Source organism: Bradyrhizobium sp. LCT2, from assembly GCF_009931255.1.
Classification (GTDB): Bacteria; Pseudomonadota; Alphaproteobacteria; order Rhizobiales; family Xanthobacteraceae; genus Bradyrhizobium; species Bradyrhizobium diazoefficiens.
On record NZ_CP034432.1, the window covers coordinates 481,476 to 506,894 of the forward strand.

The window sequence follows — 25,419 nt, forward strand, 5'->3', positions numbered from 1 at the left end:
TTTCCACTTCGTCTTCTTGGCGGCGCCTCGGGGTGAGATGCTCGCGGTGCGAAGTGTAACAGCCAGAGCCGGAGCTTCAAGGCAGCGGCGTCAGCGCTCGGCGCCGCAGCCCGGAATATCGAACAGGGCCGCGAGCCCGCATTTCGAGGTCAGCATCTTGTCGCCGTCATGACCGACGCCGGGAACGTCCCAGACCCGGTGGTTTGGCGTACCGTGATCGCGCTTGGCCATCGCGTCCACGTAAGCGTGGCCGCGGGCGTAACGATAAGGCCCCTGCGCCTCCGCCATGCAGCTCTTGTCCAGCGCGGAATGCTTCGGGTTGGTGTCGAGCGTGCCAAGCAGATAGATCACCTCGCGCTCGACATAGCGCTGCTCGAGCGCCGCCGGCGTCGCGTCGGCGAGATAGGGCGGCCGGTCGCCCATGCCGTATTTCCAGTTGTTGTAGCCCGGACAGGACGCGGCAATTGCGGGCACCGGCCGGTCGGCGCTGAAATAGGCATAGGACGAGGGGTTGGCGACGACATAGCGGACGTCGATGTGCTGGCGCGACAGCGCCGTCTCGCCCTTGCCGGCGATGGCATAGCGTTGCACGACCTGTCCGCCGCCGGAATGGCCGGCAACCACGACCTGCTTCAGGTTCGGGAAGACGCGCCGGTCGGCGAGTCTTGCGAGGATCGCATCGAGCGCCTCGAACGAGGAGACCGGATTGGGCGCAAGCGCAGCATCGCCGCCCTCCCATCCCTCCAGCGACCAGCGCAGCGTGTCCTCCGTCAGCTTGTGCGCTTCGATATCGATCTCGGCGAGAAACTGCGGCACGATCATCAGTGCGGCCTTGCCGTCGTCGCCCGCCGCGGCCTGCGCGTTGTTGGCCGATATGTAATATTCGTCGGCGTTGCGCAGGCGTCCGTGCAGCACGATGACGGCGCGCGAGATCGCGGGCTGGGGCATCGACCAGTCGCGGGAGAGGTAGAGCCGCAGCGTTCCCCGGCCGCCGACCGAGAGCCGTGCATCGCCAATCGCCTTCACCGGCTTGCGGTTGGGCGCATCTTCGTCCGCTGCAAAGGCATGGCCGCAGATCAGCACCAGGACGAGTGCGGCAAGACAGGCCAGCGCTCTCATGACGAACATTCCCCTTCGCCTCCGAATGGATAGAACTCTAAGCGCATGACGTGCCGTACGGCTGTGACTCCCGCGCCACGTCAAGCAAAAAATGTCAGCATTGCAGTCATGAAATTCCCGAGTTCCATGGGTGACAAGCCGGCGATAAAGAGGCAAAAATTGGCCCGACTCAGTTCGGGTTGAGTTTTGCAAGGAATGCTCTCGTAGAATGTGGTCCGTGTTTGCATCGCGTCGTGCGGCGCTTCTCGTTGCTGCAGCAGGATTTTTTCTGCTGACGCACGCGCATGCCCAGGCGCAATGGTGGAAGCGCGCGCCTGTCGACTTCGAGGAATGCGCTGATGCCGCCGAGAAGGCCACGACCAAGGCCGAGAAAACGGCGGCGCTTGCGGATTGCAACGCCAAGTTCGCCGGACGCCGCAAGCCGGGCGGCGGCTACTCCTATTACGACTTCCTCCAGGACCGCACCTTCGATATCGCAGGTCCCAACCCGACGCCGGAAGAGCAGAAGAAGATCGACGAAGCCTACACCGCCTATCTCGCCAGTCAGCGCCGCAGCAATGAAGCGGCCCAGGCCACCGCGCGTCAGCAGCGCGAGCAGCAGGAACAACAGGTGCAGCAGCTCCAGCAGGTCGCGCTGCGGACCGACGTCGAGCGCGTGCCTGTTCCGGTCGAGCGGCCGAAGGTGCAGCAGGCCGTGGGCCCGAGACCAAAGGGCGCGCCCTGCACCAAGGGCTCGTTCTCCTGCGAATGGCCGCGGCTGTCAGAAAGCCTGAACGATCTGAAGAAGCTGTTCAGCCCGACGCCGAGCAAGCCGGCGAAGAAGGGGTGAGCTTCTCGCACTGACCGTAGGGTGGGCCAAGGCGCGCGCTTCGCGCCCCGTGCCCACCATTCCGGCAAGAAGGAAGATGGTGGGCACGCTTCGCTTTGCCCACCCTACATCCTCAGTTCGGCTGCTTCTTCTTGCTGCGCTTCGGTTTGACCACCGGCGCATCCGCCGGCGCTGTCGCCGGTGAACTGCCCAACTGCGACCTGCTCTCCTGCAATCGCCTGTCATAACCGGGAGAGTTCATGACCGTCGGCGGCCGGGCTTCCGCAAACGTGGACGCGCCGCAGAGCACGGCCAGTGCGAATCCGATCATCAAGAAACGCCTCATCGTTGCTCCTCCGGTCGCGCGGCATGCACTCAGGCGCTACCCGCGAATCTGCTGCGGCGTCAGCCCGGGAGGGCCGTTGCCGGCGACTTCAGCTTCCTTGATCAGCGCAACAATGCGGCGCATCAGCGGCACATTGACATTGCTCTGCTCGGCAAGCGCGATGACCGCGCCCTGGAGATAGTCGATCTCGGTCTTGCGGCCCTGCTTCAGGTCCTGCCACATCGAAGAGCGCGCCTCGGGATCGATCTTCATGGTCCGCCCCAGGATCGCGTTGAAGATCATGTCGGGCAACCTCAGCAATGTCGGCGTCCAGTTCAGCGGGATCGGCGTCGCGGAGACCGGATTGATGCCGGCGGCCTTCATCGCAGCCAACCCCTCTGCCATCTGTTCGGCGAACAGTTTTCGCCAGTTGCGGCTTGCCAGTTGCGCGGCGAGCGGCATGTCCGACAATGCGCTGAGCGCGTTGTTCAGGTTGATGATCAGCTTGCCCCATTGCACGCCGGTGATGTCGCGGCTCGCGCGCATCGACAGACCGGGCACCGAGAGCGCCGCGGCCGTGTTCTCGGCGTCCTCTCCGACATGGATGTCGCCGGAGGTCGAGCGGTGGAAGCGCCCCTCGCCCATCGCGATCACGTTGAACGGCACCATGCCGGCGAGCACGCGCCGGCCGCCGAGGCGCTCGCGCAGCACCGCGACATTGCCGACGCCGTTCTGAAGCGAGACGATGACAGCGTCCTGCGGCGCGTGCTGCGCGATCTGGTCCGCGACATCGGCGGTGTCGGCGCTCTTCACGGTCACCAGCACGATGCCGGCACTATGGAAGATCGCGGGATCCTCCGACAGCGCGAGCTGTCCGGCCCCGAGCTTCTTCTCGGAGCCGTCGAAATCGGTCAGCCGCAGGCCGAACCGCTCGATCTCGGTCTTCACCCGCGGCCGCACCAGCAGCGCGACGCGACGGCCGGCAGCCGCCAGCATGCCGCCGACGAAACAGCCGATGGCGCCCGCGCCGGCCACCACGATCGGTCGATCCGCAACCACCTGACCTCAACTCCCTGAATGACCGGCCTTCGATAGCAGAGCCGGGGGCCTCGCGGCTACGGCGCATCCGCCTTGTAACGGTCATGAGAGCCCCATATGTTTTCGCCCCGGGGGGCTTGTCAGCGGCGAGCGCTCGCCGAACGGGAACGGCAAACTCGCCGAACGAGAACGCCAAAGGAGAGCACCATGGGTCTACTCGACGTCCTCAACGGCATGCAGAACGGCCCGCACGGATCGCGCACGGGCGAGCAACCATCCTCCGGCGGCATGTCGCCGATGACCATGGCGCTGCTCGGCCTGCTCGCCTGGAAGGCATTCAAGCATCTGACGGCAGGCCAGCCGGGCGACGCGCCCGCCCCGCAGCAGCGCTCACCGCTGCCGCCTCCGACGCCTGTCAATACGGGCAACGCCACGCTTCCCGGAGGGAGCGGCGGCGGTCTCGGCGATCTGCTCAAAGGCGGCCTCGGCGGTCTGCTCGCGGGCGGCGCGGCCGGCACCGTGCTGAGCGGCGGGCTCGGCGATCTCCTCAATCAGCTCCAGCAGGGCGGCCACGGTGAGACCGCGAATTCGTGGGTCGGCAAGGGCCAGAACAAGCCGATCGCGCCCGGCGATCTCGCCAGCGCACTCGGCGCGGACCAGATCGAGAGCCTGTCCGCCCAGAGCGGCCTGTCGCGCGAGGAGCTGCTCTCCGGCCTCAGCCAATATCTGCCGCAGGTGATTGACCACCTGACGCCGGATGGACGGCTGCCGACCGAGAACGAACTCTCGGGCAGAATTTAGTCAAGATTGATCTGCGCGTTCTCGGGAAGGGGAGCATTGTCATGAGCATGGGCGGCCTGTTGTGGATCATCGTCGTCGGCTTCATCGCCGGTCTCATCGCGCGCTGGCTCGCGCCGGGGCCGAACAATCCGAGCGGCTTCATCCTCACCACCATCCTCGGCATCGCCGGTGCGTTTCTGGCGACGTTCGTCGGCCAGGCGATCGGGCATTACGGCGCGGACCAGGGCGCCGGCTTCATCATGGCCACGATCGGCGCGGTGGTGGTGCTGTTCATATGGCACCGGCTGGTGGCGAGCGGCGTGATCAAGGGGTAGCCACCGTCATGCCGGGGCGCGCAACGCGCGAACCCGGAATCTCGAGATTCCGGGTTCGATGCTAACGCATCGCCCCGGAATGACGTCGTGTAGAGTCACGCAATCAAATGCATGCCCGCGTCCATGCGCACGACCTCGCCGGTCATGTTGCTGGAGGCCGGCATCGCCAGGAAGCAGACGAGCTGCGCGATGTCGTCGGCAGTTGACGCGACCTTCAGCGGCACCTTCGCCACCACGCTGTCGCGCACCTGCTTTGCGCCGGCCTCGCCGCGGCCCTTGGTGAACCAGGGCGTGTCGATATAGCCGGGGCATACCGTGTTGACGCGGATCAGCGGCGCCAGCGCCCGCGACAGCGACAGCGTCATCGTGTTCAGCGCGCCCTTGCTCGCGGCATAGGCGATCGACGAGCCGACGCCGCTGATGCCGGCGACCGACGACACGTTGACCACCGCCGACGGGCGCCCCGACGCCTTCGCGCCGGCTTCCAGCAGGCTGCGCGCCGCGCGCACCATCTGGAACGGGCCGATGGTGTTGACGCCGTAAAGGCGCTGGAAATCTTCCGCCGACAATCCGTCGAGATCGGCATGGGCGACATGCTTGGTGGTGCCGGCATTGTTGACGAGCACGTCGAGCCAGCCCCAGCCGCTGGCTGCCGCAACGATCTTGCGGCAATCCTCATCCTTGGAAACGTCGCCCTGGGCGACCAGGACTTCCGCAGCGCCCGCGTTGCGGCAGAGCTCTGCCGTGGCCTCGGCTTCCTTCTGGCTCGACGAATAGTTGATGACGAGCCGCGCCCCGCTCCGTGCGAGAATTTCCGCGGTCGCTGCGCCAAGTCCGGATGCGGACCCCGTCACGATTGCGCATAAGCTGTCTTTGGCCATCCGGATTTCCTTCCCCTGTATCTGATGCAAGCCTTGGGTCGCTGGCCCTGTTTAGCGAGTTTGCCGCACCCTGCAAATCGAGCAAACTCCGCTAAGCGGAATTAGTCCAGATCGGTTCTCGCGCCCATGCCGGTGCCGCAGATGGGCTTGCGATCAACGCTTGTCAGGGCCATGGCTTTTTCAGATCATCGGGCGCAAGAAGAGACCGCGCGCCGGCTTGACTTGGCGGGACGCGCCAATGGCAAAGCACGGGGAACGCTGTGGCGGAGAGTGACAATATCGTCGTCGAGACCGCGGAAAAAATCTTCGCCGATCTCGCCGACCCGCAGACCATCAACAACGACAAGAAGGATTCCTGGCAGGCGCCGCTATGGCAGGCGCTGAGCGAGGCCGGACTGCCGCTGTCCTGGGTGCCGGACGATCTCGGCGGCTCCGGCGCAAGCCTTGCCGACGGTTTTGCGCTGCTCAACGCGGCCGGCCGCTTCGCGGTCGCGGTTCCCCTCGCCGAGACCATGTTGGCGGGCTGGCTGCTCGCGCAGGCCAGGATCGCCTCGCCCGAAGGCGAGATGACGGTCGTCCCGGCGAGCCCGAAGGATCGCGTCACGCTCGATGCCGACGGCGCGCTCTCCGGCCGAGCCCGCGGCGTGCCCTTTGCCAAGGCCGCGAAACATTTTGCCGTGCTGGCGCATGGCAAGGACGGCGCCGTGATCGCACTGGTCGATGCCAGCAAGGGCCGGATCGAATCCGGCCTTAATGTCGGCTACGACCACAGCGACACCGTCACGCTCGACAAGGCCCAGCCAATCACCATCAAGCCGGCGCCGAAGGGCTTTGACCAGACCGCCCTGATGCTGATGGGCGGCGTCGCGCGCAGCCTCCAGATCGCGGGCGCGCTGGAAGCGATACTCGACATCTCCGTGCGCTACTCCAACGAGCGCGTCGCCTTCGAGAAGAAGATCTCGAAATTCCAGGCGGTGCAGCACAATCTCGCGCGGCTTGCCGGCGAATCCGCCGCAGCGCTCGCGGCCGCAACCTCCGCGGCCGATGCCATTGCAAGCGCAAAGTCGTTCAACGACGAGGTCTACCTGGAGGCCGCCTCGGCAAAGATCCGTTGCGCGGAAGCCGCCGAAAAAGGCGGCGCCATCGCGCACCAGGTCCATGGCGCGATCGGCTTCACCATGGAGCACATCCTGCACCGCTATTCGCTGCGGGCGCTGGCCTGGCGCGACGATTTCGGTTCGGAAAGCCACTGGGCCGTCGAGCTCGGCAAGCTTGTGGCCAAGCGCGGCGCCGACGAATTGTGGCCGCTCGTAGCTTCGCGTTGATCGGGAGACGAAACACATGACCGCTGCCCTCCGTTTCGATCCGATCCGCCTGCCCGAGAAATGCGAGCAATTGCGCAAGGAAGTCCGCGCGTTCCTCGCCGAGGAAATCGCCGCCGGCACTTTCGATCCGCACAAGCCCAACCGCGAAGACACCGACGCACCGGAATTTTCCCGCCGGGTCGGCGCCAAGGGCTGGCTGGGCATGACCTGGCCGAAGAAATATGGCGGCCAGGAGCGCTCGTTCCTCGAACGCTACGTGGTGACCGAGGAGATGCGCGTGGCGAATGCGCCGACGCGGCGCTTCTTCGTCGCCGACCGCCAGAGCGGGCCGGTGCTGCTGAAATACGCCCCTGAACACATCAAGATGGAGATCCTGCCGCGCATCTGCCGCGGCGAGATCTGCTTTGCGATCGGCATGAGCGAGCCGAATTCCGGCTCGGACCTGTTCGCGGCGAAGACCCGCGCGACCAAGACCGACGGCGGCTATCTCATCAACGGCACCAAGATCTGGACCTCGTCGGCGCATATCGCCGACTACATGATCGCGATCTTCCGGACCTCGCCGCCGACCAAGGAGAACCGCCGTCACGGCCTGACGCAGTTTTTGGTCAAGATGAAGCAGCCGGGCATCGAGGTGAACCCGATCGGCCAGATCACCGGCCAGTACGAGTTCAACGAGGTCGTCTTCACCGACTTCTTCGTCCCTGACGATCACGTGCTCGGCGAGGTCGACGGCGCCTGGAAGCAGGCGACGAGCGAGCTTGCCTACGAACGTTCGGGCCCCGAGCGCTTCCTGGAAACGTACTATGTGCTCACCGAGCTGGTCCGCGCGGTCGGTCCCAATCCGGACACGCGCAGCGCCGAAGGCATCGGCCGGCTGGTGGCACAGCTTCACACCATGCGGCGCATGTCGGTCTCCGTCGCCGGCATGCTGCAAGCCGGCAAGGAGCCGGTGGTGGAAGCCTCCATCGTCAAGGACATCGGCACGGTCTGGGAGCAGCAGCTTCCGCATCGCGTGCGCGATCTCGCCGCCTTCGTCGAGGAGACCGCGACCAACCGCGAGACGCTGGAGCGGCAGCTCGACTTCGCCATCAAGACCGCACCGAAACTCACCATCCAGGGCGGCACCACCGAGGTGCTCCGCGGCATCATCGCGCGCGGACTTGGCTTGCGCTAGTCGCGCGGACTTGGCTTGCGCTAATTCAATCGAGGACCATCATGAGCACCTATACAGATATCGGCGTCGAGAAGGTCGGGCACGTCGGCACCATCGAGATCCGCCGTCCGCCGCTGAACTTCTTCGACATCTCGCTGATCAACCAGATCGCGGACGCGCTCGACGAGTTCGACCGCGACATCGAGATCCGCGCCTCGGTGCTCTCGGCCCAGGGCAAGGCGTTCTGCGCCGGCGCCAATTTCGGCGACCCGGCGCGACAAGCCCAGGAAGCGCGCGCGGCCGAGAAGAAGGGCGATCCGGCCGACAATCTCGGACCGATCAGCCATCTCTACATCCAGGCCGTGCGCATCTTCCGCGCCAGGAAGCCGATCGTTGCGGCCGTGCAGGGCGCGGCGATCGGCGGCGGCCTGGGCCTTGCGGTGTCCGCGGACTTCCGCGTCACCTGCCCCGAAGCGCGCTTCTCCGCGAACTTTACAAAACTCGGCTTCCACCCCGGCTTCGGCCTGACCGTGACACTGCCGGAGCTGATCGGCAAGAACAACGCCGAGCTGATGTTCTACACCAGCCGCCGCGTCACCGGCGAAGAAGCGGTCAAATGGGGCCTCGCCAACGAGCTGGTGCCGCAGGACCAGGTGAAGTCGGCCGCGCTGAAGCTCGCCGGCGAAATCGCCGAGTGCTCTCCGCTCGGCTTGCTGTCGACGCGCGCGACGATGCGCGCCAGCCTCGCCGACCGCGTCATGGCCGCCACCAACCACGAACTCGCCGAGCAGACCCGCCTGCGCGCGACGGAAGATTTCAAGGAAGGCGTCAAGGCGACGGAAGAACGGCGCGCGGCGAATTTCAGGGGACGGTGACCTCTTCTTCCTTCTCCCCTTGTGGGAGAAGGTGGCGCGAAGCGCCGGATGAGGGGTATCTCTCCGCAAATGCCTCTCTCGCAGATGTGTGCGCGGAGAGAACCCCTCACCCGTCTCGCCGCTCCGCGGCGAGCCACCCTCTCCCACAAGGGGAGAGGGTTTAGCCGCGCCCCACCACCAGCGCGTCCACGATCGTCACGCCCTGCCCTTCGGCGTGCACCAGCACCGGGTTGAGCTCGATCTCCGCGATGTCCCTCGCATGCCGCGCGGCGAGCACGGAGACGTCCGCGATCAATTGCGATAGCGCCGCAACGTCGGCCTTCGCCGCTCCGCGAAAGCCGTTCAAGAGCGGCGCCGCCTTCAAACCCTTGAGCATCGCCCCCGCCTCCTCCGCACTCACGGGCGCCGGGCGATAGACGACGTCACGGAACAGCTCGGTAGTGATCCCACCGAGACCCACCATCACCATCGGGCCAAAGGTCTCGTCCGTCATCGTGCCGACGATGATCTCGACACCCTGCTTCGCCATCGGACCGACCAGCACGCCCTGGATCACAGCCTCCGGCCGATGCTTGCGCGCATTGCCCAGCAGCGCCTCGAACGCCAGAAACACCTCGCCCTTGGCGGCGATGTTGACGCGCACGCCGCCGATCTCGCTCTTGTGCGCGATGTCGGGCGACTGGATCTTCATCACCAGCGGGAAGCCGACGCGGGCGACCGCTTCATCGAGCCCGGCCTTGTCCCTCACCAGCACTTCGTCCGGCAGCGCGATGCCGGCGGCGCGCAGCAACGCCTTGCTGTCGACCTCCGACAGAACCGGCGAGGTCAGATACGCGGAGAGATCGCGCGACGGCAACCGCGCCTCGTCCGCGGGCTTCGGTAGCTCGAAACGGGCGTAATCCACGAGTTGCCGCATCGCGACGCCGGCATGGGACAGGCCGGAGAGCACGACGACGCCGGATTTGGCAAGCTCGCGCCGTGCGAAGTCGGACGGCACCGTGTAGGAATAGAACAGCACCGGCTTGTGCTGCGCCGCCAACACCGGCGTCAGCTCCTCCTCCCTGAAGGGCTTGCGCATCTCGCTCGACAGCGACAGCACGACCAGGATCGCGTCGACCTCGTCCGAGGCCGTGAGCAGATCGACGCTCTTCTGGAGACCGCCCGACGTGACGCCCTGCGCGGTGACGTCGATCGGATTGCGCGCGGTGCCGTAGGACGGCATCAGCGTCTTGATCTCCGCCTGGACCGGTTCGGACAATTCCGGCACCTGCAAGCCCCGCAGCGCCACCGCATCCGCGCCCCAGATGCCGGCGCCGCCGGAGACCGTGACCACCGCAACGCGATCGCCCTTCGGCAACGGGTTGCTCGCCAGCACGGCGGCAATCGTCAGCGCCTCGTCGAGATCGTTGGAGACGATGAAGCCGTATTTCGCGAACACCGCGTCATACGCCGCCGACCAGCCGGCCATGCTCGCGGTATGCGAGGCCGCGGCGCGCTGGCCTGCGCCGGAGCGGCCGACTTTCGTGACGATGACGGGCTTCTTCACCTCCGCGGCGCGGCGCGCCGCCGCGAGAAACTTGTCAACGTCGCGGATGCCTTCGATGAACAGCAGGATCACGTCGGTCGAGGAATCCTGCACCAGGTAATCGAGGAATTCGCCGGCGCCGAGATCGGATTCGTTGCCGGCGCTGACGACGTAGCTCACGGCGACACCGAGCGCCCGGGCGCGGTGATAATAGGCAAAGCCGATGCCGCCGCTCTGCGCGACGATGCCGATCCGTCTTTGCGTGGCGATGAGCGGCACCACACCCGGCTTGACGTCCACGGCCGGGCTGAACGTCGCCGCCACGCGCTGCATCTGGCTGAAGAAGCCCTCCGCGTTGGGGCCGGAGATCCGCATGCCCGTGCGCTTGGCCAGCGCCGCGATCGCATCCTGCATCGCCGCACTGTCGCCGCCCTCCTCCGCAAAGCCGGAGGAGATGATGACGGCGTTCTTGACGCCGGCGACGGCGCATTGCTCGAGCGCAGGCAGCACGGCACGGGCGGGAATGATGACGACGGCGAGATCGATCGGCGCACCGATCTCCGCGATCGACTTGTAGCAGGCGAGCCCGTCGATCTCGGCGTAGTTCGGGTTCACCGGATAGATCTTTCCGGGATACTCGTTCTTGCGCAGCATCGCGAGCAGCCGCCCGGGAATCTTCTCATGATCGCGCGAGGCGCCGATCAGCGCGATGCTGGCAGGCGAAAAGAAGCTGTCGAGCGGATGCGGCATTGGGAGGCGAGTCCTTTTTCGTGGAGCCGTGCACTCTCTCAAACCGTCATCCCCGCGCAACGGCGAAGCCGTTGTCGCTGGAGGCGCGAGATCAGCGGCGCAAACTGCGCCGCTGGGCGAGCCTCGAAGGATGAGCGGCCCGGCCGGTGGCCGTTCATCCTTCGAGGCTCCCTGCACGGCGCTGCGCACCGTACAGCTCGCACCTCAGGATGACGGTTTGAGAGCTACGAAGGCGAGAGCTCACGCATTGAGCCGGAACGTCACTCCGCCCAGCAGGAACTCGTTGCCAGCCACCGCGTGGCCTTTCGCCCTCGCCGCGTGCAGCACACTCGCGACATCAGCGACCCGGAACTCCAGCGCGCTCATGATCTCGCTACGCCCCTTCACGAAACGAAAAGTTGCGTTGGGCAGCCTCAGCTCGGCATCGCTTGGCGCAACCCCGATGATCCCGCCCCAGTGCTCCGCCAGCCCCGCTGGATCCGGGCTCTGCATCTCCACCGCTGTCAGCGCCTGCGTCACATCCTTGCGGATGAATTTCTGCCAGTCCGGTCCCGCCGGCGGATACGGCCCCAGAATGTCGTCGCTGCCTTTGGTGTGGTTGAACTCGATGAAGGCCGCGCGGCAGTCGCGCGGATGGAGCTGCACGCCGTGATACGGCGCGTGGTCGATCACGTTCGCCGTACGCACGCCGAGCGCGTTGGCGTTGCAGCCGCGCTCGTCCGGATCGTTGCAGCAGAAGATCGCCATGTAGCCGCCGCGGCCGCCGGTCTTCTCGATGAAGCGGCCGGCGGTGGTGCCGTCCTTGAAGGGTGCGACCACCTCCAGCAGGATCGTGTCGACCGGGAGCAGGGCGTTCTCCAGGCCGTATTTTGCGACATTGCCGTCGCGGTAGCAGACGGCGAGGCCCATGATCTCCGCGATGTCGGAGATCACGGGCGCGAGCTGCGGCGCGACCAGGCAGATCTGTCGCAAGCGCACATAGGGCGCCATGATCATGCGCCCTTGAAGGTCGGCTTGCGCTTCTCGACGAAGGCCTTTGCGGCCTCCTTGTGGTCCTCGGTGTCGCCGCAGCGGGTGTGATGGATCGCCTCGCCGTCGAAGCAGTCCTCCAGCGCCAGATGCTCGGCATTGTTGATGTTGCGCTTGATGAAACCAAGCGCGATCGAGGGGCCCTGCGCCAGCGACAGCGCGAGCTCGTGGGCGGCAGTGTCGATCTCGGCGTCGGGCACGACCTTCGTCACCATGCCGATGGCCTGCGCCTCCTTCGCGGTGAGCACCGGCGACATCAGATAGAGCTCGCGCGCCCGCGCGCTGCCGAGCAGCTGGGTCAGGAAATAGGTGCCGCCGTAATCGCCGGAGAAGCCGACCTTGGCGAAGGCGGTGGTGATCTTACAGGATTCAGAGGCGATGCGCAGATCGCAGGACAGCGCCATCGAGAGGCCGGCACCGGCCGCGGCGCCGTCGAGCTGCGCCACCACGGGTTTCGGCATCTGGTGCAGGATGCGCGAGACCTCCATGCCGCGGCGCAGATTCGCAAGCTTCTGCTCGAACGGCAGCGGCGCGCGGCCCTCCGCCATCGACTTGACGTCACCGCCGACACAGAACGAGCCGCCGGCGCCCTTGAACAGCACCGCGCGCACCTCCGGATCGTCAGCCGCGCGCCGCGCCGCCTCGACCAGCCCGCGCACCATGTCCGGGTTGAGCGCGTTCTTCCGTTCGGGGCGATTCATCGTGATGGTGAGCAGCCCGCCTTCGAGCTTTTGCAGGACCATGTCGTTGCTCATGGGACGTCTCCCTCTTGTTGTTTGTTGTTTCGTCATTCCGGGGCGCGCCGACCGTTAGATTGTCGTTCCGGGGCTCGCGAAGCGAGAACCCGGAACCTCGAGATCCCGGGTTCGCTTCGCGCCCCGGGATGACGTCATGACTTACGTCACGCCGTCACTTCTTCACCAGCGGGCAGCGCGACTGCTCCAGCGACTGGAACGCTTCGCTGCCGGGCACGGTGGCGAGCAGCTTGTAGTCGTCCCAGCGGCCCTTGGATTCCGACGGCTTCTTCACCTCGAACAGGTACATGTCGTGGATCATGCGGCCGTCCTCGCGGATCTTGCCACCCTTGGCGAAGAAATCGTTGATCGGCGTCTCCTTCATCACCTTGATCACCGCAGCCGCATCCGTCGTGCCCGCCGCCTTCACGGCTTTCAGGTAATGCGTCACGGAGGAGTAGACGCCGGCCTGCGCCGAGGTCGGCGGCCGCTTCATGCGCTCGGTGAAGCGCTTGGAGAATGCACGCGTGTCGTCGTTGAGGTCCCAGTAGAAGGCTTCCGCCAGCAGCAGGCCTTGCGCGGTCTCCAGTCCGATCGAATCGATATCGGTCACGAAGGCCAATAGCGGCGAGACCTTCTGGCCGCCCTTGGTGATGCCGAACTCGGCCGCCTGCTTGATGGCATTGACGGTGTCGCCGCCGGCGTTGGCGAGGCCGATCACCTTGGCCTTGGAAGCCTGCGCCTGGAGCAGGAAGGATGAGAAGTCCGACGTGTTGAGCGGATGGCGCACGCCGCCGAGCACCTTGCCGCCGGTCTTGGTGACGACGGCGCTGGTGTCCTTCTCCAGATCCTGGCCGAAGGCGTAGTCGGCGGTGAGGAAGAACCAGGTGTCGAGGCCCGACTTCACGGCTGCAAGGCCGGTCACGTTGGCCTGGCCGTAGGTGTCGAACACGTAGTGCACGGTGTAGGGACCGCAGGCCTCGTTGGTGAGACGGATCGAGCCCGGGCCGTTGAACATGATGATCTTGTTGCGCGCCTTGGCGATCTCGCCCGCCGCAAGCGCGGTCGCGGAGGCCGCGACGTCGTAGATCATCTCGACGCCCTGGTTGTCGAGCATGTCGCGGGCGATGTTGGCGGAGAGATCCGCCTTGTTGAGATGGTCGGCCGCCAGCACCTGGATCTTGCGTCCCAGCACCTCGCCGCCAAAATCCTCAGCGGCCATCTTGGCTGCGGTCTCGCTGCCGGGACCGGTGATGTCGGCATAGAGGCTCGACATATCGAGGATGCCGCCGATTTTCAGGGGCGGCTTGTCCTCGGCCTGCACGGCACTCGCACTCAGGGCCAACGCGGCGGCAAAAATGCCCGGCAAAATTCTCTTCATCGAAAAAGACCTCCCTTATCGCGCCGTACTCTGATGGCGGCTTGGTTATTGCTCTTGGTTATCGCTATTGCCGCAATCATGCCGCATGCGCGAGAGGGCAGCAAGCGCGAGGGGCGTGCAGGTCGCGCGATCGTCACGCGTTTTCCGCAAAGCGGAATGGTGGAATGACGCACGACGTTTCCGCAGCGTCATTGCGAGCGCAGCGACGCATGTGAGGCAATGGCTGAGCTTCACACGGCCACTGGATCGGATCGAAGCACTTCGTCGTTGGCCTCGTTTGAGTTAAGAGTGGAGCGTAACGCAACCTTCCCGGGCAACGTGACGCGACTGCTTCACCTCATCGTCGCACTTCTTCTCGTCGCGGGTCGCACTGCGTTCGCGGCGCCGTGCCATTTCGATTCGCAGGGCGATGGCCGCGTCGCCGCGATCGTCGATGCGCGCAGCGTGCGTCTGGACGACGGCCGCGAGATCCGACTCACCGGAATCGAGCCGACCGCGACGACGAAGCAGGCGCTGGCTTCGCTGCTCGTCGGCCGCGACGTGACGCTGCGGAGCGCCGACGACACGCCGGACCGCTATGGGCGCCAGCGCGGGTTGATCTTCATCGGCGAAAGCGACACCCCGGTGCAGGCGCTGCTGCTGGCCCAGGGCGACGCCATCGTCTCCGCCGAGATCGCCGACAAGGACTGCGCGGCCGCCCTGATGTCGTCCGAGGCCGAGGCGCGACGCCAAAAAAAGGGCAACTGGGCTGACCCGTCGGCCATAAAAAACGCGGAAAGTCCGGACGATATTTTGGCCGGGATCGGGCGTTTTGTGGTGGTCGAGGGCAAAGTCCTGTCGGTCCGGCAAGCTGGGGCAATGACCTACCTCAACTTCGGACGGAACTGGACACGCGGCTTTGCCGTGACTATTTCAAGGCGCGCGTTACCGGCGTTCGAAACCGCCGGGATAGCCCTTAAGTCCCTGGAAAATCGACGTATTCGAGTCCGGGGCTGGGTTGAGGGGAATACGGGGCCGCGTATCGATGTGCGCCTCGTTGGACAGGTCGAGTTGCTGGGTGCAAACGAGCCGGCAGGGGTAAGGCCTTAAACGGGCCGGGCACGGGTTAAGCGACGTGAATGGGGTGCTAGAACAGCACTGGACGGGTGAAGGCCGCCGCCTTCGGGCTGCGCCGGCCGTGCTATGCCTTTTGCTGGGCACGGCGCTCGCCGGTTGCGGCGACATGAACCGGTTCCAGGCCGCGGCGGCCCCGCCGGCGGTCGCGATGCCCAAGCCGAAGCCGGCCGTCGCGCAGACCCCCGCCACCGAAAAGGAGCACGAGCGCATCCTGGCGAGCTATGGCGGCACCTATGACGACCCGAGGCTCGAATCGCTGGTCACCAAGACCGTCGACCGGCTCGTCGCCGCCTCCGACCGCCCCGACCAGGGCTACCGGGTTACCATTCTGAATTCCGGCGCGGTCAACGCCTTCGCGCTGCCGAACGGCCAGCTCTATGTCACGCGCGGTCTTCTTGCGCTCGCGAGCGATACGTCGGAGTTGTCCTCCGTGCTCAGCCACGAGATGGCGCATGTGCTGTCCAAGCACGCCGCGATGCGCGAGGACCAGGCGCGCCAGGCCGCGATCGTCACCCGTGTTGTCACCGACATGAGCAACGATCCCGATCTCACCGCGCTCGCGCTGGCCAAGACCAAGCTCACCATGGCGAGCTTTTCGCGCAACCAGGAGTTCGAGGCGGACGGCATCGGCGTCGGCATCTCCGCCAAGGCACATTTCGACCCGTATGGTGCCGCGCGCTTCCTTTCCGCGATGGAGCGCAATGCCGAGCTCAAGGCCGGCAAGACCTCGCTGGATCCGCGCGCGCAGGACTTCACCTCGTCGCATCCGGCAACCCCGGAGCGTGTGCAGAACGCGCAGACCATCGCGCGGCAATACGTCGCTCCGGAAGGAGGCGAGCGCGACCGCGAGAGCTATCTCGCCGCGATCGACAACCTCGTCTATGGCGAAGACCCGAGCGAGGGTTTTGTCCGCGGCCGGCGTTTCCTGCATCCGAAGCTCGGCTTCACCTTCCAGGCGCCGGACAATTTCACGCTCGACAACACCGCGCAGGCGGTGATCGGCGTGCGCGACGGCGGCTCGCAGGCAATGCGCTTCGACGTGGTGCGGGTGCCGGCCGAGCAGTCGCTCGGCGATTACCTCAATTCGGGCTGGATGGAAGGCGTCGAGAAGGCGTCCACGGAAGACATCACCATCAACGGCTTCCCGGCCGCGTCCGCCACCGCCAAGGGCGACCAGTGGCAGTTCAAGGTCTATGCGCTGCGTTTCGGCAGCGACGTCTACCGCTTCATCTTCGCGGCACGGCAGAAGTCGACCGAGAGCGAGCGCAATGCGCGCGAGACCGTCAACTCGTTCCGTCGCCTGACCCTCGACGAGATCCAGGCCGCCCGCCCGCTGCGCATCAAGGTGATCACCGTGCAGCCCGGCGACACCGTGGAATCGCTCTCCCACCGCATGGCCGGCGTCGATCACCCCGCCGAGCGCTTCCGCGTGCTCAATGGCCTCGATCGCAACGCGCAGGTGAAGGTGAGGGATCGCGTGAAGGTCGTGGCGGATTGACGCTGCGCTAAGCGCGCGTCATCCCGGGGCGCTTAGCGCGAACCCGGGATCTGGAGCCACGAAGACACTGCCGTAGGGTGGGCAAAGCGTAGCGTGCCCACCATTTCCGATCGCAATCGTTGAGAGAGGTGGGCACGGCGCCATGCGCCTTTGCCCACCTACGAGCTTCGCGCTTGACTAACCGCCCGCGTCCATGTCGCCCGCCTCGCGCTGGCCGCTGAGCCAGAGCGCGAGCAGCGTCCAGAACGCGCCCGAGAGCAGATACGCACCCGAGGCGATGACGCCGAGATTGGTGGCAAGCAACAGCGCGACCAGCGGCGCGAAGCCGGCGCCGAACAGCCAGGCCATGTCAGAGGTCAGCGCCGAGGCCGTGTAACGATACGCCTGCTTGAAGTTCGAGGCGATCGCGCCCGAGGACTGGCCGAACGACAGGCCGAGCAGGATGAAGCCGATCACCATGTAGATGGTCTCGCCGAACGCGCCGGCGTCGAGCAGCTGCGGAGCGAAGCCGCTGTAGATCGCGATCGCGATCGCCGATCCCATCAGCAGCGACTTGCGGCCGACGCGGTCGGCGATGATGCCGGAGGCCACGATCGCGGCGACGCCGAACACGGCGGCGACGATCTCGATGATCAGGAAGCGCACCGGGCTTTCGCGGGTGAATAGGAACACCCAGGACAGCGGAAACACCGTGACCATGTGGAACAGCGCAAAGCTCGCCAGCGGCGCGAATGCGCCGAGCATGATGTTCTGGCCTTCGCGCGCGACCGTCTCGGAGATGCGCGCGGGCTGCAATTCACGGGTCTCGAACAGCGTCGCGTATTCTTCCGTCGTCACCATGCGCAGGCGCGCGAACAGCGCCACGACGTTGATGGCGAAGGCGACGAAGAACGGATAGCGCCAGCCCCAGTCGAAGAAATCGTCGGCCGAGAGGTTGCCGGCGAAATAGGCGAACAGCGCGCTCGCCACGATCAGCCCGAGCGGGGCCCCGAGCTGCGGCACCATCGCGTACCAGCCGCGCTTGGAGGGCGGAGCGTTCAGCGCCAGCAGCGAGGCCATGCCGTCCCAGGCGCCGCCCCAGGCCAGACCCTGCGCGATACGCGCCAGCGCCAGCAGCCAGATCGCGGCGCTGCCAATCTCGGAATAGCCGGGCAGGAACGCGAGCGCCACGGTGGCGGTGCCGAGCAGGAACAGCGCCGAGACCAGCTTGGCCGTCTTGCCGTACTCACGGTCGACCGTCATGAAAATGACGGTTCCGATCGGCCGGGCCATGAAGGCCAGCGCGAAAATCATGAAGGAATAGAGCGTGCCGGTCAGTTCGCTGGTGAACGGAAACACCAGGCGCGGGAACACGATCACCGAGGCGATCGCGTAGACGAAGAAGTCGAAGAATTCCGAGGTGCGGCCGATGATGACGCCGATGGCGATCTCGCCGGGACTGGCCTGGTCGTGGCCGTGCTCGCCCGAGTGGAGGTCTGCCATTGCAGGGGTCTGTGCCGTCGCCATTCGTGCGCCCTTAACGTCCTGAAAACCAAAGCCGACCGCCCGGCGGGGCGCCAGGCAATCCGGGCCTGTCTGGCCCAACATTCCGCACTGCAACATTGGACAAATTGTCCAATGTCCGGATTGTTGCGCCGCAGCTACCCGTTGGCCCCGCAAAGGAAACTCATTCTCAAAGGCTCGGCCCGTGTCCCGTCTCAAGATCCTGGCGCTGCTACCCCTGGCAGCCGCGCTCAGTGGCTGCAACTACGTCGTGCTGGCGCCAGCCGGCGACATCGCTGCCCAGCAGCGCGACCTCGTCATCATCTCCACCGTCCTGATGCTCCTGATCGTCGTCCCCGTGATGGCACTGACGGTGCTGTTCGCCTGGCGCTACCGCCAGTCCAACACCTCGGCCCGCTACGAGCCGGATTGGGATCACTCGACCAAGCTCGAGCTGGTGATCTGGTCGGCGCCGCTGCTGATCATCATTTGCCTGGGCGCGCTGACCTGGATGGGCACGCATCTGCTCGACCCCTATCGCACGCTCGGCCGCATCCACGCCGACCGCGCCGTGGACCAGTCCAAGGCCCCGCTCGAGGTCGACGTCGTCGCGCTCGACTGGAAGTGGCTCTTCATCTATCCGGACTACGGCATCGCCACCGTCAACGACCTGGCGGCGCCGGTCGATCGCCCGATCAACTTCCGCATCACCGCCTCCTCGGTGATGAACTCGTTCTACATCCCCGCGCTCGCCGGCCAGATCTACGCGATGCCGGGCATGGAGACCAAGCTCCACGCCGTCGTGAACCACACCGGCACCTACAAGGGCTTCTCGGCGAACTACAGCGGCGCCGGCTTCTCCGGCATGCACTTCGACTTCCAGGGCCTCGACGACAAGGGCTTTGACGCCTGGATCGCCAGCGCCAAGTCCGCCGGCGGCTCGCTCGGCCGCGCCGAATATCTCCAGCTCGAAAAGCCGAGCCAGAACGAGCCGGTGCGGCGCTACGGCACCATCGATTCCGATCTCTACCGCCTGATCCTCAACATGTGCGTCGAGACCGGCAAGATGTGCCAGAGCGAGATGATGGCGATCGACGCCAAGGGTGGCCGCGGCCATGAGGGCCTGAACAACACCCTGCCGCTCGCCTACGACAAGTACGCCCGTCGCGGCACCGCGCTCGGGCCCGAGCCGACCTTCGTCGCCGGCACCTGCACGCCGGATGCGCCGCAGGGCCAGACCACCGCGTCGATCAAGGCGCCGGCCGACACCGCGCCGCTGCTCGGCGCCGGCCTGAAGCGGCCGACCTTCACGCCGCTCAAGTCCTCGTCCTTCTTCCTCGGACAGCGTCCGAAGTCAGACTCCTAAAGAGAGCTCGCATGTCTCCTGATCTTCTCAAGCTCATCTTCGGCCGGCTCGGCCTCGAGTCACTGCCACTGCACGAGCCGATCGTCGTCGGCACCTTCGTGGTGGTCGCGCTCGGCGGCGCCACGCTGCTCGGCGGCCTCACCTATTTCCGTCTCTGGGGCTACCTCTGGCGCGAATGGTTCACCACGGTGGACCACAAGCGCATCGGCATCATGTACATGATCCTCGGCATCGTGATGCTGCTGCGCGGCTTCGCCGACGCGCTGATGATGCGCGGCCAGCAGATGCTCGCGTTCGGCGGCTCCGAAGGCTATCTCAACGCCCATCACTACGACCAGGTCTTCACCGCCCACGGCGTGATCATGATCTTCTTCGTGGCGATGCCGCTGGTCACGGGCCTGATGAACTACGTCGTTCCGCTCCAGATCGGCGCGCGCGACGTGTCGTTCCCGTTCCTGAACAATTTCAGCTTCTGGATGACGGTCGGCGGCGCGGTGCTGGTGATGGCCTCGCTGTTCATCGGCGAGTTCGCCCGCACAGGCTGGCTCGCCTATCCGCCGCTGTCGAACATCGGCTACAGCCCTGATGTCGGCGTCGACTATTACATCTGGGCGCTGCAGGTCGCCGGCGTCGGAACGACGTTATCCGGCATCAACCTGATCTGCACCATCGTCAAGCTGCGGTGCCCCGGCATGACCATGATGAAGATGCCGGTGTTCACCTGGACCTCGCTCTGCACCAACATCCTGATCGTCGCCTCCTTCCCGGTTCTGACCGTCGTGCTCGCGCTGCTCTCGCTCGATCGCTACGTCGGCACCAACTTCTTCACGAACGATTTCGGCGGCAGCCCGATGATGTACGTGAACCTGATCTGGATCTGGGGCCATCCCGAGGTCTACATCCTGGTTCTCCCCGCCTTCGGCATCTTCTCGGAAGTGACCTCGACCTTCTCCGGCAAGCGCCTGTTCGGCTACACGTCGATGGTCTACGCCACGGTCGTCATCACCATCCTGTCGTATCTCGTGTGGCTGCACCACTTCTTCACGATGGGCTCGGGCGCCAGCGTGAACTCGTTCTTCGGCATCACCACGATGATCATCTCGATCCCGACGGGCGCGAAGATGTTCAACTGGCTGTTCACGATGTATCGCGGCCGCATCCGCTACGAGCTGCCGATGATGTGGACCATTGCCTTCATGCTGACCTTCGTGCTCGGCGGCATGACCGGCGTTCTGCTGGCGGTGCCGCCGGCCGACTTCGTGCTGCACAACAGCCTGTTCCTGATCGCGCACTTCCACAACGTGATCATCGGCGGCGTGGTGTTCGGCGCGTTCGCCGGAATCAACTACTGGTTCCCGAAGGCGTTCGGCTTCAAGCTCGATGTGTTCTGGGGCAAGCTGTCGTTCTGGTTCTGGGTCGTCGGCTTCTACCTCGCCTTCATGCCGCTCTATGTGCTCGGCCTGATGGGCGTGACCCGCCGCCTGCGCGTGTTCGACGATCCGTCCTTGCAGATCTGGTTCGTCATCGCCGCGATCGGCGCCGGCCTCGTCTTCCTCGGCATTCTCAGCATGCTGATGCAGTTCGCGGTCAGCTTCCTCAAGCGCGAGCAGCTCAAGGACGTCACCGGCGATCCCTGGGACGCGCGCACGCTGGAATGGGCGACCTCCTCGCCCCCGCCGGACTACAACTTCGCCTTCACCCCCGTCGTTCACGACAATGACGCGTGGTGGGACATGAAGAAGCGCGGCTACCAGCGTCCGCTCATCGGGTTCAAGCCGATCCACATGCCGAGCAGCACCGGCACCGGAATCATCCTCGCCGGCTTGGCAACCGCGATGGGATTCGGCCTGATCTGGTACATCTGGTGGCTGGCCGCCGCGAGCTTCATCGCGATGCTCGCCGTCGGGATCGGTCACACCTTCAACTATCACCGCGACTTTGACATTCCGGCTGACGACGTCATCCGGACCGAGGACGCGCGCACCAAACTGCTCGCCGGAGCCAAGTAAATGACTGTCGCTGTCAATCCCTCGCAAACCGGCGAGCCGGTCTTCTATCTCGCCGACGAACACCCGCATCCGGAAGGCTACAGCACCTCGCTCGGCTTCTGGATCTACCTGATGAGCGACTGCCTCATCTTCGCGATGCTGTTCGCCGCCTTCGGCGTGCTCGGCGCCAACTACGCCGCCGGCCCCGCGCCGAAGGACCTGTTCGACCTCGACCTGGTCGCGGTGAACACCTCGATGCTGCTGCTGTCGTCGATCACCTACGGCTTCGCGATGTTGACGATGCAGCAGAACAAGATCGCGCAGACGCAGATGTGGCTGGCGATCACCGGCCTGTTCGGCGCCGCCTTCATCGGCATCGAGCTGACCGAGTTCGCCCACATGATCCATGAAGGCGCAACGCCCCAGCGCAGCGCCTTCCTGTCCGCCTTCTTCACCCTGGTCGGCACCCACGGCCTGCACGTCAGCTGCGGCCTGATCTGGCTGGTCACGTTGATGGTGCAGGTCTGGAAGTTCGGCCTGATCGAAGCCAACCGCCGCCGCCTGATGTGCCTGTCGATGTTCTGGCACTTCCTCGACGTGGTCTGGATCGGCGTCTTCACCTTCGTCTATCTCCTGGGAGTTCTGCGATGAACACCGATACCCACGCCGCTCACGCGGGCGACCATCACCACGACGACGGCCACGCCCACAGCACGTTCTCGGGCTACATGCTCGGCTTCGTGCTCTCGGTCGTGCTCACCGCGATCCCGTTCTGGCTGGTGATGAGCGGCACACTGCCGAGCAAGCAGATCACCGCGCTGGTCATCATGGCCTTCGCGGTCGTGCAGATTGTCGTGCACATGATCTACTTCCTGCACATGAACACGAAATCCGAGAACGGCTGGAGCATGATGGCGCTGATCTTCACCATCGTCATGGTGGTGATCGCGCTGTCCGGCTCGCTGTGGGTGATGAACCACCTCAACAGCAACATGATGCCGATCCACCAGATGAGCGGAATGAAGTGAGCGAATTGGGGACCGTGACGAGCAAGGCAGGACGGGCGCGCCGTAAGGCTGCGCGCCCGTCCTTCTGGCTCACGGTCCTCTCGCTCACGGCCTTTGCCGCTCTGATCGCGCTCGGCGTCTGGCAGATCGAGCGCCGCGCCTGGAAGCTGGCGTTGATCGACCGCGTCGAGCAGCGCGTCCATGCCCCGGCCCAGCCGATCCCCTCGCCCGCTTCGTGGCCTGCGGTCTCCGCCGCAAGCGACGAATACAGGCATGTCACCGTCGCCGGCCGCTTCCTGCATGACCGCGAGACGCTGGTTCAGGCCGTCACCGAGGAAGGCCCCGGCTATTGGGTGCTGACGCCTCTCAAGCGCGACGATGGCACCCAGGTCCTGATCAATCGCGGCTTCGTGCCGCCCGAGCGGCGCGAGGCATCGACGCGCCGGAACGGCAATCCGGACGGCGAGGTCGAGATCACCGGCCTGCTGCGCATGACGGAGCCAAAAGGCGGCTTCCTCCGCAACAACGTGCCCCAGCACAACCGCTGGTACTCGCGGGATGTCGCCGCGGTTGCGGCGGCGCGCGGCCTCCACGATGTCGCACCCTTTTTCGTCGATGCCGATGCCGGATCACAAACCGCCCAAGGCCCCATCGAGGGCCCCATCGGCGGATTGACCGTGATCCGCTTTCCCAATAACCACCTGATCTACGCGCTGACGTGGTTTGCCCTGGCGTTCATGCTGGCCGGTAAACTTTTCGTCACATTCGGCGGCGGGCTGTTCCGCCGCGGGCGCTTCGTCCACGAACCGGCCGGCGGCTCCGATGCTGCCGCCCGCAGGACGGGATCAGATGCTGGAACGATCGTCGAACAGACCTGACGACGGAAGAACGCCTCCCCAGGCGTTTGGCGAGCTCGCCGTCACGCTGCAATCGCAGGCGGACGCGCGCAGCGAGCTGATCGGCGCTGCGCCGACCGACGACGAGACCAACCGCAAGAACATGGCGTTGCTGATCCAGCTGCGCTGGACCGCGGTGGTCGGCCAGATCGTGACCATCGGCGGCGTGCATTTCTGGCTCGGCATCCCCCTGCCGCTGGAGCGGATGGGCGCCGTGATCGGCGCGCTGGTGCTGCTCAACGTCTCGAGCCTGGTCTGGGTGCGCCATCGCGCCGCGATCTCCAGCAACGAGCTGCTGGTCGCCTTGATGCTCGACGTCGCCGCGCTGACCGCGCAGCTCTATCTCAGTGGCGGCGCCACCAATCCGTTCACCTCGTTATTCCTGCTCCAGGTGACGCTGGGCGCGGTGCTGCTCGATGCGCGCTCGACCTGGTCGCTGGTGGCGCTGACCTGCGCCAGCTTTGTCTGGCTGACATTGGCGTACCGGCCGCTCGACCTGCCGCCGAACCCGATCAGCGAGGCCTACAGCCTCACCGTGGCCGGCATGCTGTTGGGCTTCGTGCTCAACGCCGTGCTGCTGGTCGTGTTCGTCACCCGCATCAACAGAAACCTGCGCGAGCGCGACGCGCATCTGGCGGCGCTGCGCCAGCATGCGGCCGAGCAGGACCACATCGTCCGCATGGGCCTGCTAGCATCGGGTGCAGCGCACGAGCTCGGCACCCCGCTGGCCTCGCTCTCGGTGATCCTCAGCGATTGGCGCCGCATGCCGGATCTCGCCGGCGATCAGGAACTCGCCGAGGATCTCGCGGAGATGGAGACCTCGCTGCAACGCTGCAAGTCGATCGTGACGGGCATCCTGGTGTCGGCGGGCGAAGCGCGCGGTGAAGGTTCCTCGCCGACGACGGTGACGGCCTTCGTCACCGCACTGGTCGATGAGTGGCGCAACGCCCGTTCGGCGCGCACGCTTTATTTCGTCAACACGTTCGGCGAGGACGTCGCGATCGCCTCGGACGTCGCGCTGAAGCAGGTGATCTTCAACGTGCTCGACAACGCCTATGAGGTCTCGCGCGACTGGGTCGAGCTTCTGGCCGAGCGCGAGGGCGACAATCTCGTGCTGTCGATCAGCGACCGCGGCCCGGGCTTTGCGCCGGAGATGCTGGCGCAGCTCGGCAAGCCCTATCACTCCAGCAAGGGCCGCGCCGGCGGCGGGCTCGGCCTGTTCCTGGTGGTCAACGTTGTGCGCAAGCTCGGGGGCAGCGTAACCGCCGAGAACCACAGGAAGCGCGGCGCCACCGTCCGCCTGACCCTGCCCCTCGCAACGCTCGCGATCGGAGGCAGCTTTGACGCCTGACCGTTCGCTCATCGTCGTCGAGGACGATGAAGGCTTTGCGCGCACGCTGAAACGCTCGTTCGAGCGCCGCGGCTACGATGTCGTGCTCGCCGGTTCGATCGAGGAGGTGCGGAAAGTGCTGGAGGAGCGATCCTTCGGCCACGCCGTGGTCGATCTCAAGCTCGGCGGCGCTTCGGGCTTGGCTTGCGTCGAGCTGCTGCACACGCACGACGAGGAGATGCTGATCGTGGTGCTAACCGGCTTTGCCAGCATCTCGACTGCCGTCGAGGCGATCAAGCTCGGCGCCTGCCACTATCTGGCCAAGCCGTCGAACACCGACGACATCGAGGCCGCCTTCAATAAGGCCGAAGGCAATGCCGAAGTCGCGCTCGATGCGCGGCCGACATCGATCAAGACGCTGGAATGGGAACGCATCCACCAGACCCTGATCGAGACGGATTTCAATATTTCGGAGGCGGCGAGGCGGCTCGGCATGCACCGGCGGACGCTGGCGAGGAAGCTGGAAAAGCGGCCGGTGAAATGAGGCAAGGCCTCCTTCTCCTCGTCGTCCTGGACCAGCGAGCAAAGCGAGCGCCGATCCAGGACCCATCACCACAGGCTGCGGTTTGACGAAGGCTGTAACTCCGAGCCGTCGCAGCAACTCAAACCTGGGGT

Annotated in this window: 24 protein-coding genes; 15 read left to right on the forward strand and 9 right to left on the reverse strand. The window is 65.6% G+C overall.

Annotated elements, in window-relative coordinates:
* Positions 1-90: 90 nt before the first annotated feature.
* A complete protein-coding gene (locus tag EI171_RS03085; RefSeq protein ID WP_028175136.1) occupies positions 91-1,119 on the reverse strand; it encodes an alpha/beta hydrolase in 1,029 nt (342 codons plus the stop codon).
* A gap of 208 nt (positions 1,120-1,327) precedes the next feature.
* On the opposite strand from EI171_RS03085, the gene EI171_RS03090 reads away from it, so the two are divergent.
* A complete protein-coding gene (locus EI171_RS03090; RefSeq protein WP_161532571.1) occupies positions 1,328-1,948 on the forward strand; it encodes a hypothetical protein in 621 nt (206 codons plus the stop codon).
* A 112-nt stretch (positions 1,949-2,060) separates the two neighbouring features.
* Here the strand turns inward: EI171_RS03090 and EI171_RS03095 are convergent, their stop codons facing one another.
* Both EI171_RS03095 and EI171_RS03100 read right to left on the reverse strand, forming a co-directional pair.
* Positions 2,061-2,273: a hypothetical protein gene (locus EI171_RS03095; protein ID WP_028175138.1), complete on the reverse strand. Its 213-nt coding sequence runs from the start codon at positions 2,271-2,273 to the stop codon at positions 2,061-2,063.
* Positions 2,274-2,309: 36 nt separating this feature from the next.
* Positions 2,310-3,311 (reverse strand): 2-dehydropantoate 2-reductase, encoded by a 1,002-nt coding sequence (locus EI171_RS03100; protein ID WP_011082966.1) that lies wholly within the window; start codon positions 3,309-3,311, stop codon positions 2,310-2,312.
* 186 nt (positions 3,312-3,497) lie between these two features.
* On the opposite strand from EI171_RS03100, the gene EI171_RS03105 reads away from it, so the two are divergent.
* Together EI171_RS03105 and EI171_RS03110 are read left to right on the forward strand one after the other, a co-directional pair.
* Positions 3,498-4,091 carry a YidB family protein gene (locus tag EI171_RS03105; protein ID WP_161532572.1) on the forward strand — a complete coding sequence of 198 codons (594 nt, stop codon included), beginning with the start codon at positions 3,498-3,500 and terminating at the stop codon, positions 4,089-4,091.
* 41 nt (positions 4,092-4,132) lie between these two features.
* Positions 4,133-4,405, forward strand: a complete 273-nt coding sequence (locus tag EI171_RS03110) for a GlsB/YeaQ/YmgE family stress response membrane protein (protein WP_161532573.1) — start codon at positions 4,133-4,135, stop codon at positions 4,403-4,405.
* A gap of 95 nt (positions 4,406-4,500) precedes the next feature.
* Here EI171_RS03110 and EI171_RS03115 read toward each other — a convergent pair whose 3' ends face one another.
* Positions 4,501-5,286, reverse strand: coding sequence for an SDR family NAD(P)-dependent oxidoreductase (locus EI171_RS03115; RefSeq protein ID WP_161532574.1), 786 nt, complete (start codon positions 5,284-5,286; stop codon positions 4,501-4,503).
* A gap of 260 nt (positions 5,287-5,546) precedes the next feature.
* On the opposite strand from EI171_RS03115, the gene EI171_RS03120 reads away from it, so the two are divergent.
* Genes EI171_RS03120 through EI171_RS03130 form a run of 3 tightly spaced genes read left to right on the forward strand, consistent with a single transcriptional unit; the run spans position 5,547 to position 8,642 of the window.
* A complete protein-coding gene (locus EI171_RS03120) occupies positions 5,547-6,611 on the forward strand; it encodes an acyl-CoA dehydrogenase family protein (RefSeq protein ID WP_161532575.1) in 1,065 nt (354 codons plus the stop codon).
* Positions 6,612-6,627: 16 nt separating this feature from the next.
* The gene (locus EI171_RS03125; protein WP_011082971.1) at positions 6,628-7,788 is read left to right on the forward strand and encodes an acyl-CoA dehydrogenase family protein; all 1,161 of its coding nucleotides are present in this window, start codon (positions 6,628-6,630) and stop codon (positions 7,786-7,788) included.
* A gap of 41 nt (positions 7,789-7,829) precedes the next feature.
* Entirely contained in the window at positions 7,830-8,642 is an 813-nt protein-coding gene (locus EI171_RS03130; RefSeq protein ID WP_028175142.1) for an enoyl-CoA hydratase/isomerase family protein, read from the forward strand.
* A 160-nt stretch (positions 8,643-8,802) separates the two neighbouring features.
* On the opposite strand, the gene EI171_RS03135 is transcribed toward EI171_RS03130, so the two are convergent.
* From EI171_RS03135 to EI171_RS03150, 4 genes are all read right to left on the reverse strand, one after another.
* Positions 8,803-10,917, reverse strand: coding sequence for an acetate--CoA ligase family protein (locus EI171_RS03135; protein WP_161532576.1), 2,115 nt, complete (start codon positions 10,915-10,917; stop codon positions 8,803-8,805).
* 240 nt (positions 10,918-11,157) lie between these two features.
* The gene (locus tag EI171_RS03140) at positions 11,158-11,907 is read right to left on the reverse strand and encodes a hypothetical protein (protein WP_161536910.1); all 750 of its coding nucleotides are present in this window, start codon (positions 11,905-11,907) and stop codon (positions 11,158-11,160) included.
* A gap of 2 nt (positions 11,908-11,909) precedes the next feature.
* A complete protein-coding gene (locus EI171_RS03145) occupies positions 11,910-12,701 on the reverse strand; it encodes an enoyl-CoA hydratase (RefSeq protein WP_011082975.1) in 792 nt (263 codons plus the stop codon).
* A gap of 154 nt (positions 12,702-12,855) precedes the next feature.
* The gene (locus tag EI171_RS03150) at positions 12,856-14,061 is read right to left on the reverse strand and encodes an ABC transporter substrate-binding protein (RefSeq protein ID WP_161532577.1); all 1,206 of its coding nucleotides are present in this window, start codon (positions 14,059-14,061) and stop codon (positions 12,856-12,858) included.
* Positions 14,062-14,349: 288 nt separating this feature from the next.
* On the opposite strand from EI171_RS03150, the gene EI171_RS03155 reads away from it, so the two are divergent.
* Together EI171_RS03155 and EI171_RS03160 are read left to right on the forward strand one after the other, a co-directional pair.
* On the forward strand, positions 14,350-15,150 hold the full coding sequence (locus EI171_RS03155) for a thermonuclease family protein (protein WP_371740428.1): 801 nt from the start codon (positions 14,350-14,352) through the stop codon (positions 15,148-15,150).
* A gap of 133 nt (positions 15,151-15,283) precedes the next feature.
* Positions 15,284-16,675: a M48 family metalloprotease gene (locus tag EI171_RS03160; protein WP_246740608.1), complete on the forward strand. Its 1,392-nt coding sequence runs from the start codon at positions 15,284-15,286 to the stop codon at positions 16,673-16,675.
* A gap of 177 nt (positions 16,676-16,852) precedes the next feature.
* On the opposite strand, the gene EI171_RS03165 is transcribed toward EI171_RS03160, so the two are convergent.
* Complete coding sequence (locus EI171_RS03165; protein ID WP_161532579.1) at positions 16,853-18,181, reverse strand: MFS transporter; 1,329 nt, start codon at positions 18,179-18,181, stop codon at positions 16,853-16,855.
* A 181-nt stretch (positions 18,182-18,362) separates the two neighbouring features.
* On the opposite strand from EI171_RS03165, the gene cyoA reads away from it, so the two are divergent.
* Genes cyoA through EI171_RS03200 form a run of 7 tightly spaced genes read left to right on the forward strand, consistent with a single transcriptional unit; the run spans position 18,363 to position 25,288 of the window.
* Positions 18,363-19,523 (forward strand): ubiquinol oxidase subunit II, encoded by a 1,161-nt coding sequence (gene cyoA, locus EI171_RS03170; protein ID WP_028175149.1) that lies wholly within the window; start codon positions 18,363-18,365, stop codon positions 19,521-19,523.
* A gap of 11 nt (positions 19,524-19,534) precedes the next feature.
* Positions 19,535-21,532, forward strand: a complete 1,998-nt coding sequence (gene cyoB / locus EI171_RS03175; protein WP_028175150.1) for a cytochrome o ubiquinol oxidase subunit I — start codon at positions 19,535-19,537, stop codon at positions 21,530-21,532.
* The gene (cyoC, locus tag EI171_RS03180; RefSeq protein ID WP_011082983.1) at positions 21,533-22,162 is read left to right on the forward strand and encodes a cytochrome o ubiquinol oxidase subunit III; all 630 of its coding nucleotides are present in this window, start codon (positions 21,533-21,535) and stop codon (positions 22,160-22,162) included.
* The gene (gene cyoD / locus EI171_RS03185; RefSeq protein WP_011082984.1) at positions 22,159-22,539 is read left to right on the forward strand and encodes a cytochrome o ubiquinol oxidase subunit IV; all 381 of its coding nucleotides are present in this window, start codon (positions 22,159-22,161) and stop codon (positions 22,537-22,539) included. The genes cyoC and cyoD overlap by 4 nt, the downstream gene beginning before the upstream one ends.
* Positions 22,536-23,396 (forward strand): SURF1 family protein, encoded by an 861-nt coding sequence (locus tag EI171_RS03190; RefSeq protein WP_161532580.1) that lies wholly within the window; start codon positions 22,536-22,538, stop codon positions 23,394-23,396. The genes cyoD and EI171_RS03190 overlap by 4 nt, the downstream gene beginning before the upstream one ends.
* Entirely contained in the window at positions 23,368-24,765 is a 1,398-nt protein-coding gene (locus EI171_RS03195; RefSeq protein ID WP_161532581.1) for an ATP-binding protein, read from the forward strand. The genes EI171_RS03190 and EI171_RS03195 overlap by 29 nt, the downstream gene beginning before the upstream one ends.
* Positions 24,755-25,288 carry a response regulator transcription factor gene (locus EI171_RS03200; RefSeq protein WP_011082987.1) on the forward strand — a complete coding sequence of 178 codons (534 nt, stop codon included), beginning with the start codon at positions 24,755-24,757 and terminating at the stop codon, positions 25,286-25,288. Before EI171_RS03195 ends, EI171_RS03200 begins: the two co-directional genes overlap by 11 nt.
* The last annotated feature ends 131 nt before the right edge of the window (positions 25,289-25,419 follow it).

Excerpts from the sequence above, each read along its gene's own strand:
- cyoD (WP_011082984.1), top strand. The coding sequence starts at position 22,159 with ATGAACACCGATACCCACGCCGCTCACGCGGGCGACCATCACCACGAC.
- EI171_RS03140 (WP_161536910.1), bottom strand. The coding sequence starts at position 11,907 with ATGGCGCCCTATGTGCGCTTGCGACAGATCTGCCTGGTCGCGCCGCAG.
- cyoB (WP_028175150.1), top strand. The coding sequence starts at position 19,535 with ATGTCTCCTGATCTTCTCAAGCTCATCTTCGGCCGGCTCGGCCTCGAG.
- EI171_RS03105 (WP_161532572.1), top strand. The coding sequence starts at position 3,498 with ATGGGTCTACTCGACGTCCTCAACGGCATGCAGAACGGCCCGCACGGA.
- EI171_RS03130 (WP_028175142.1), top strand. The coding sequence starts at position 7,830 with ATGAGCACCTATACAGATATCGGCGTCGAGAAGGTCGGGCACGTCGGC.
- cyoC (WP_011082983.1), top strand. The coding sequence starts at position 21,533 with ATGACTGTCGCTGTCAATCCCTCGCAAACCGGCGAGCCGGTCTTCTAT.
- EI171_RS03135 (WP_161532576.1), bottom strand. The coding sequence starts at position 10,917 with ATGCCGCATCCGCTCGACAGCTTCTTTTCGCCTGCCAGCATCGCGCTG.
- EI171_RS03145 (WP_011082975.1), bottom strand. The coding sequence starts at position 12,701 with ATGAGCAACGACATGGTCCTGCAAAAGCTCGAAGGCGGGCTGCTCACC.
- EI171_RS03095 (WP_028175138.1), bottom strand. The coding sequence starts at position 2,273 with ATGAGGCGTTTCTTGATGATCGGATTCGCACTGGCCGTGCTCTGCGGC.
- EI171_RS03125 (WP_011082971.1), top strand. The coding sequence starts at position 6,628 with ATGACCGCTGCCCTCCGTTTCGATCCGATCCGCCTGCCCGAGAAATGC.
- EI171_RS03165 (WP_161532579.1), bottom strand. The coding sequence starts at position 18,181 with ATGGCGACGGCACAGACCCCTGCAATGGCAGACCTCCACTCGGGCGAG.
- EI171_RS03110 (WP_161532573.1), top strand. The coding sequence starts at position 4,133 with ATGAGCATGGGCGGCCTGTTGTGGATCATCGTCGTCGGCTTCATCGCC.
- EI171_RS03195 (WP_161532581.1), top strand. The coding sequence starts at position 23,368 with ATGCTGGAACGATCGTCGAACAGACCTGACGACGGAAGAACGCCTCCC.
- EI171_RS03090 (WP_161532571.1), top strand. The coding sequence starts at position 1,328 with ATGTGGTCCGTGTTTGCATCGCGTCGTGCGGCGCTTCTCGTTGCTGCA.
- EI171_RS03085 (WP_028175136.1), bottom strand. The coding sequence starts at position 1,119 with ATGAGAGCGCTGGCCTGTCTTGCCGCACTCGTCCTGGTGCTGATCTGC.
- EI171_RS03115 (WP_161532574.1), bottom strand. The coding sequence starts at position 5,286 with ATGGCCAAAGACAGCTTATGCGCAATCGTGACGGGGTCCGCATCCGGA.
- EI171_RS03150 (WP_161532577.1), bottom strand. The coding sequence starts at position 14,061 with ATGAAGAGAATTTTGCCGGGCATTTTTGCCGCCGCGTTGGCCCTGAGT.
- EI171_RS03160 (WP_246740608.1), top strand. The coding sequence starts at position 15,284 with ATGAACCGGTTCCAGGCCGCGGCGGCCCCGCCGGCGGTCGCGATGCCC.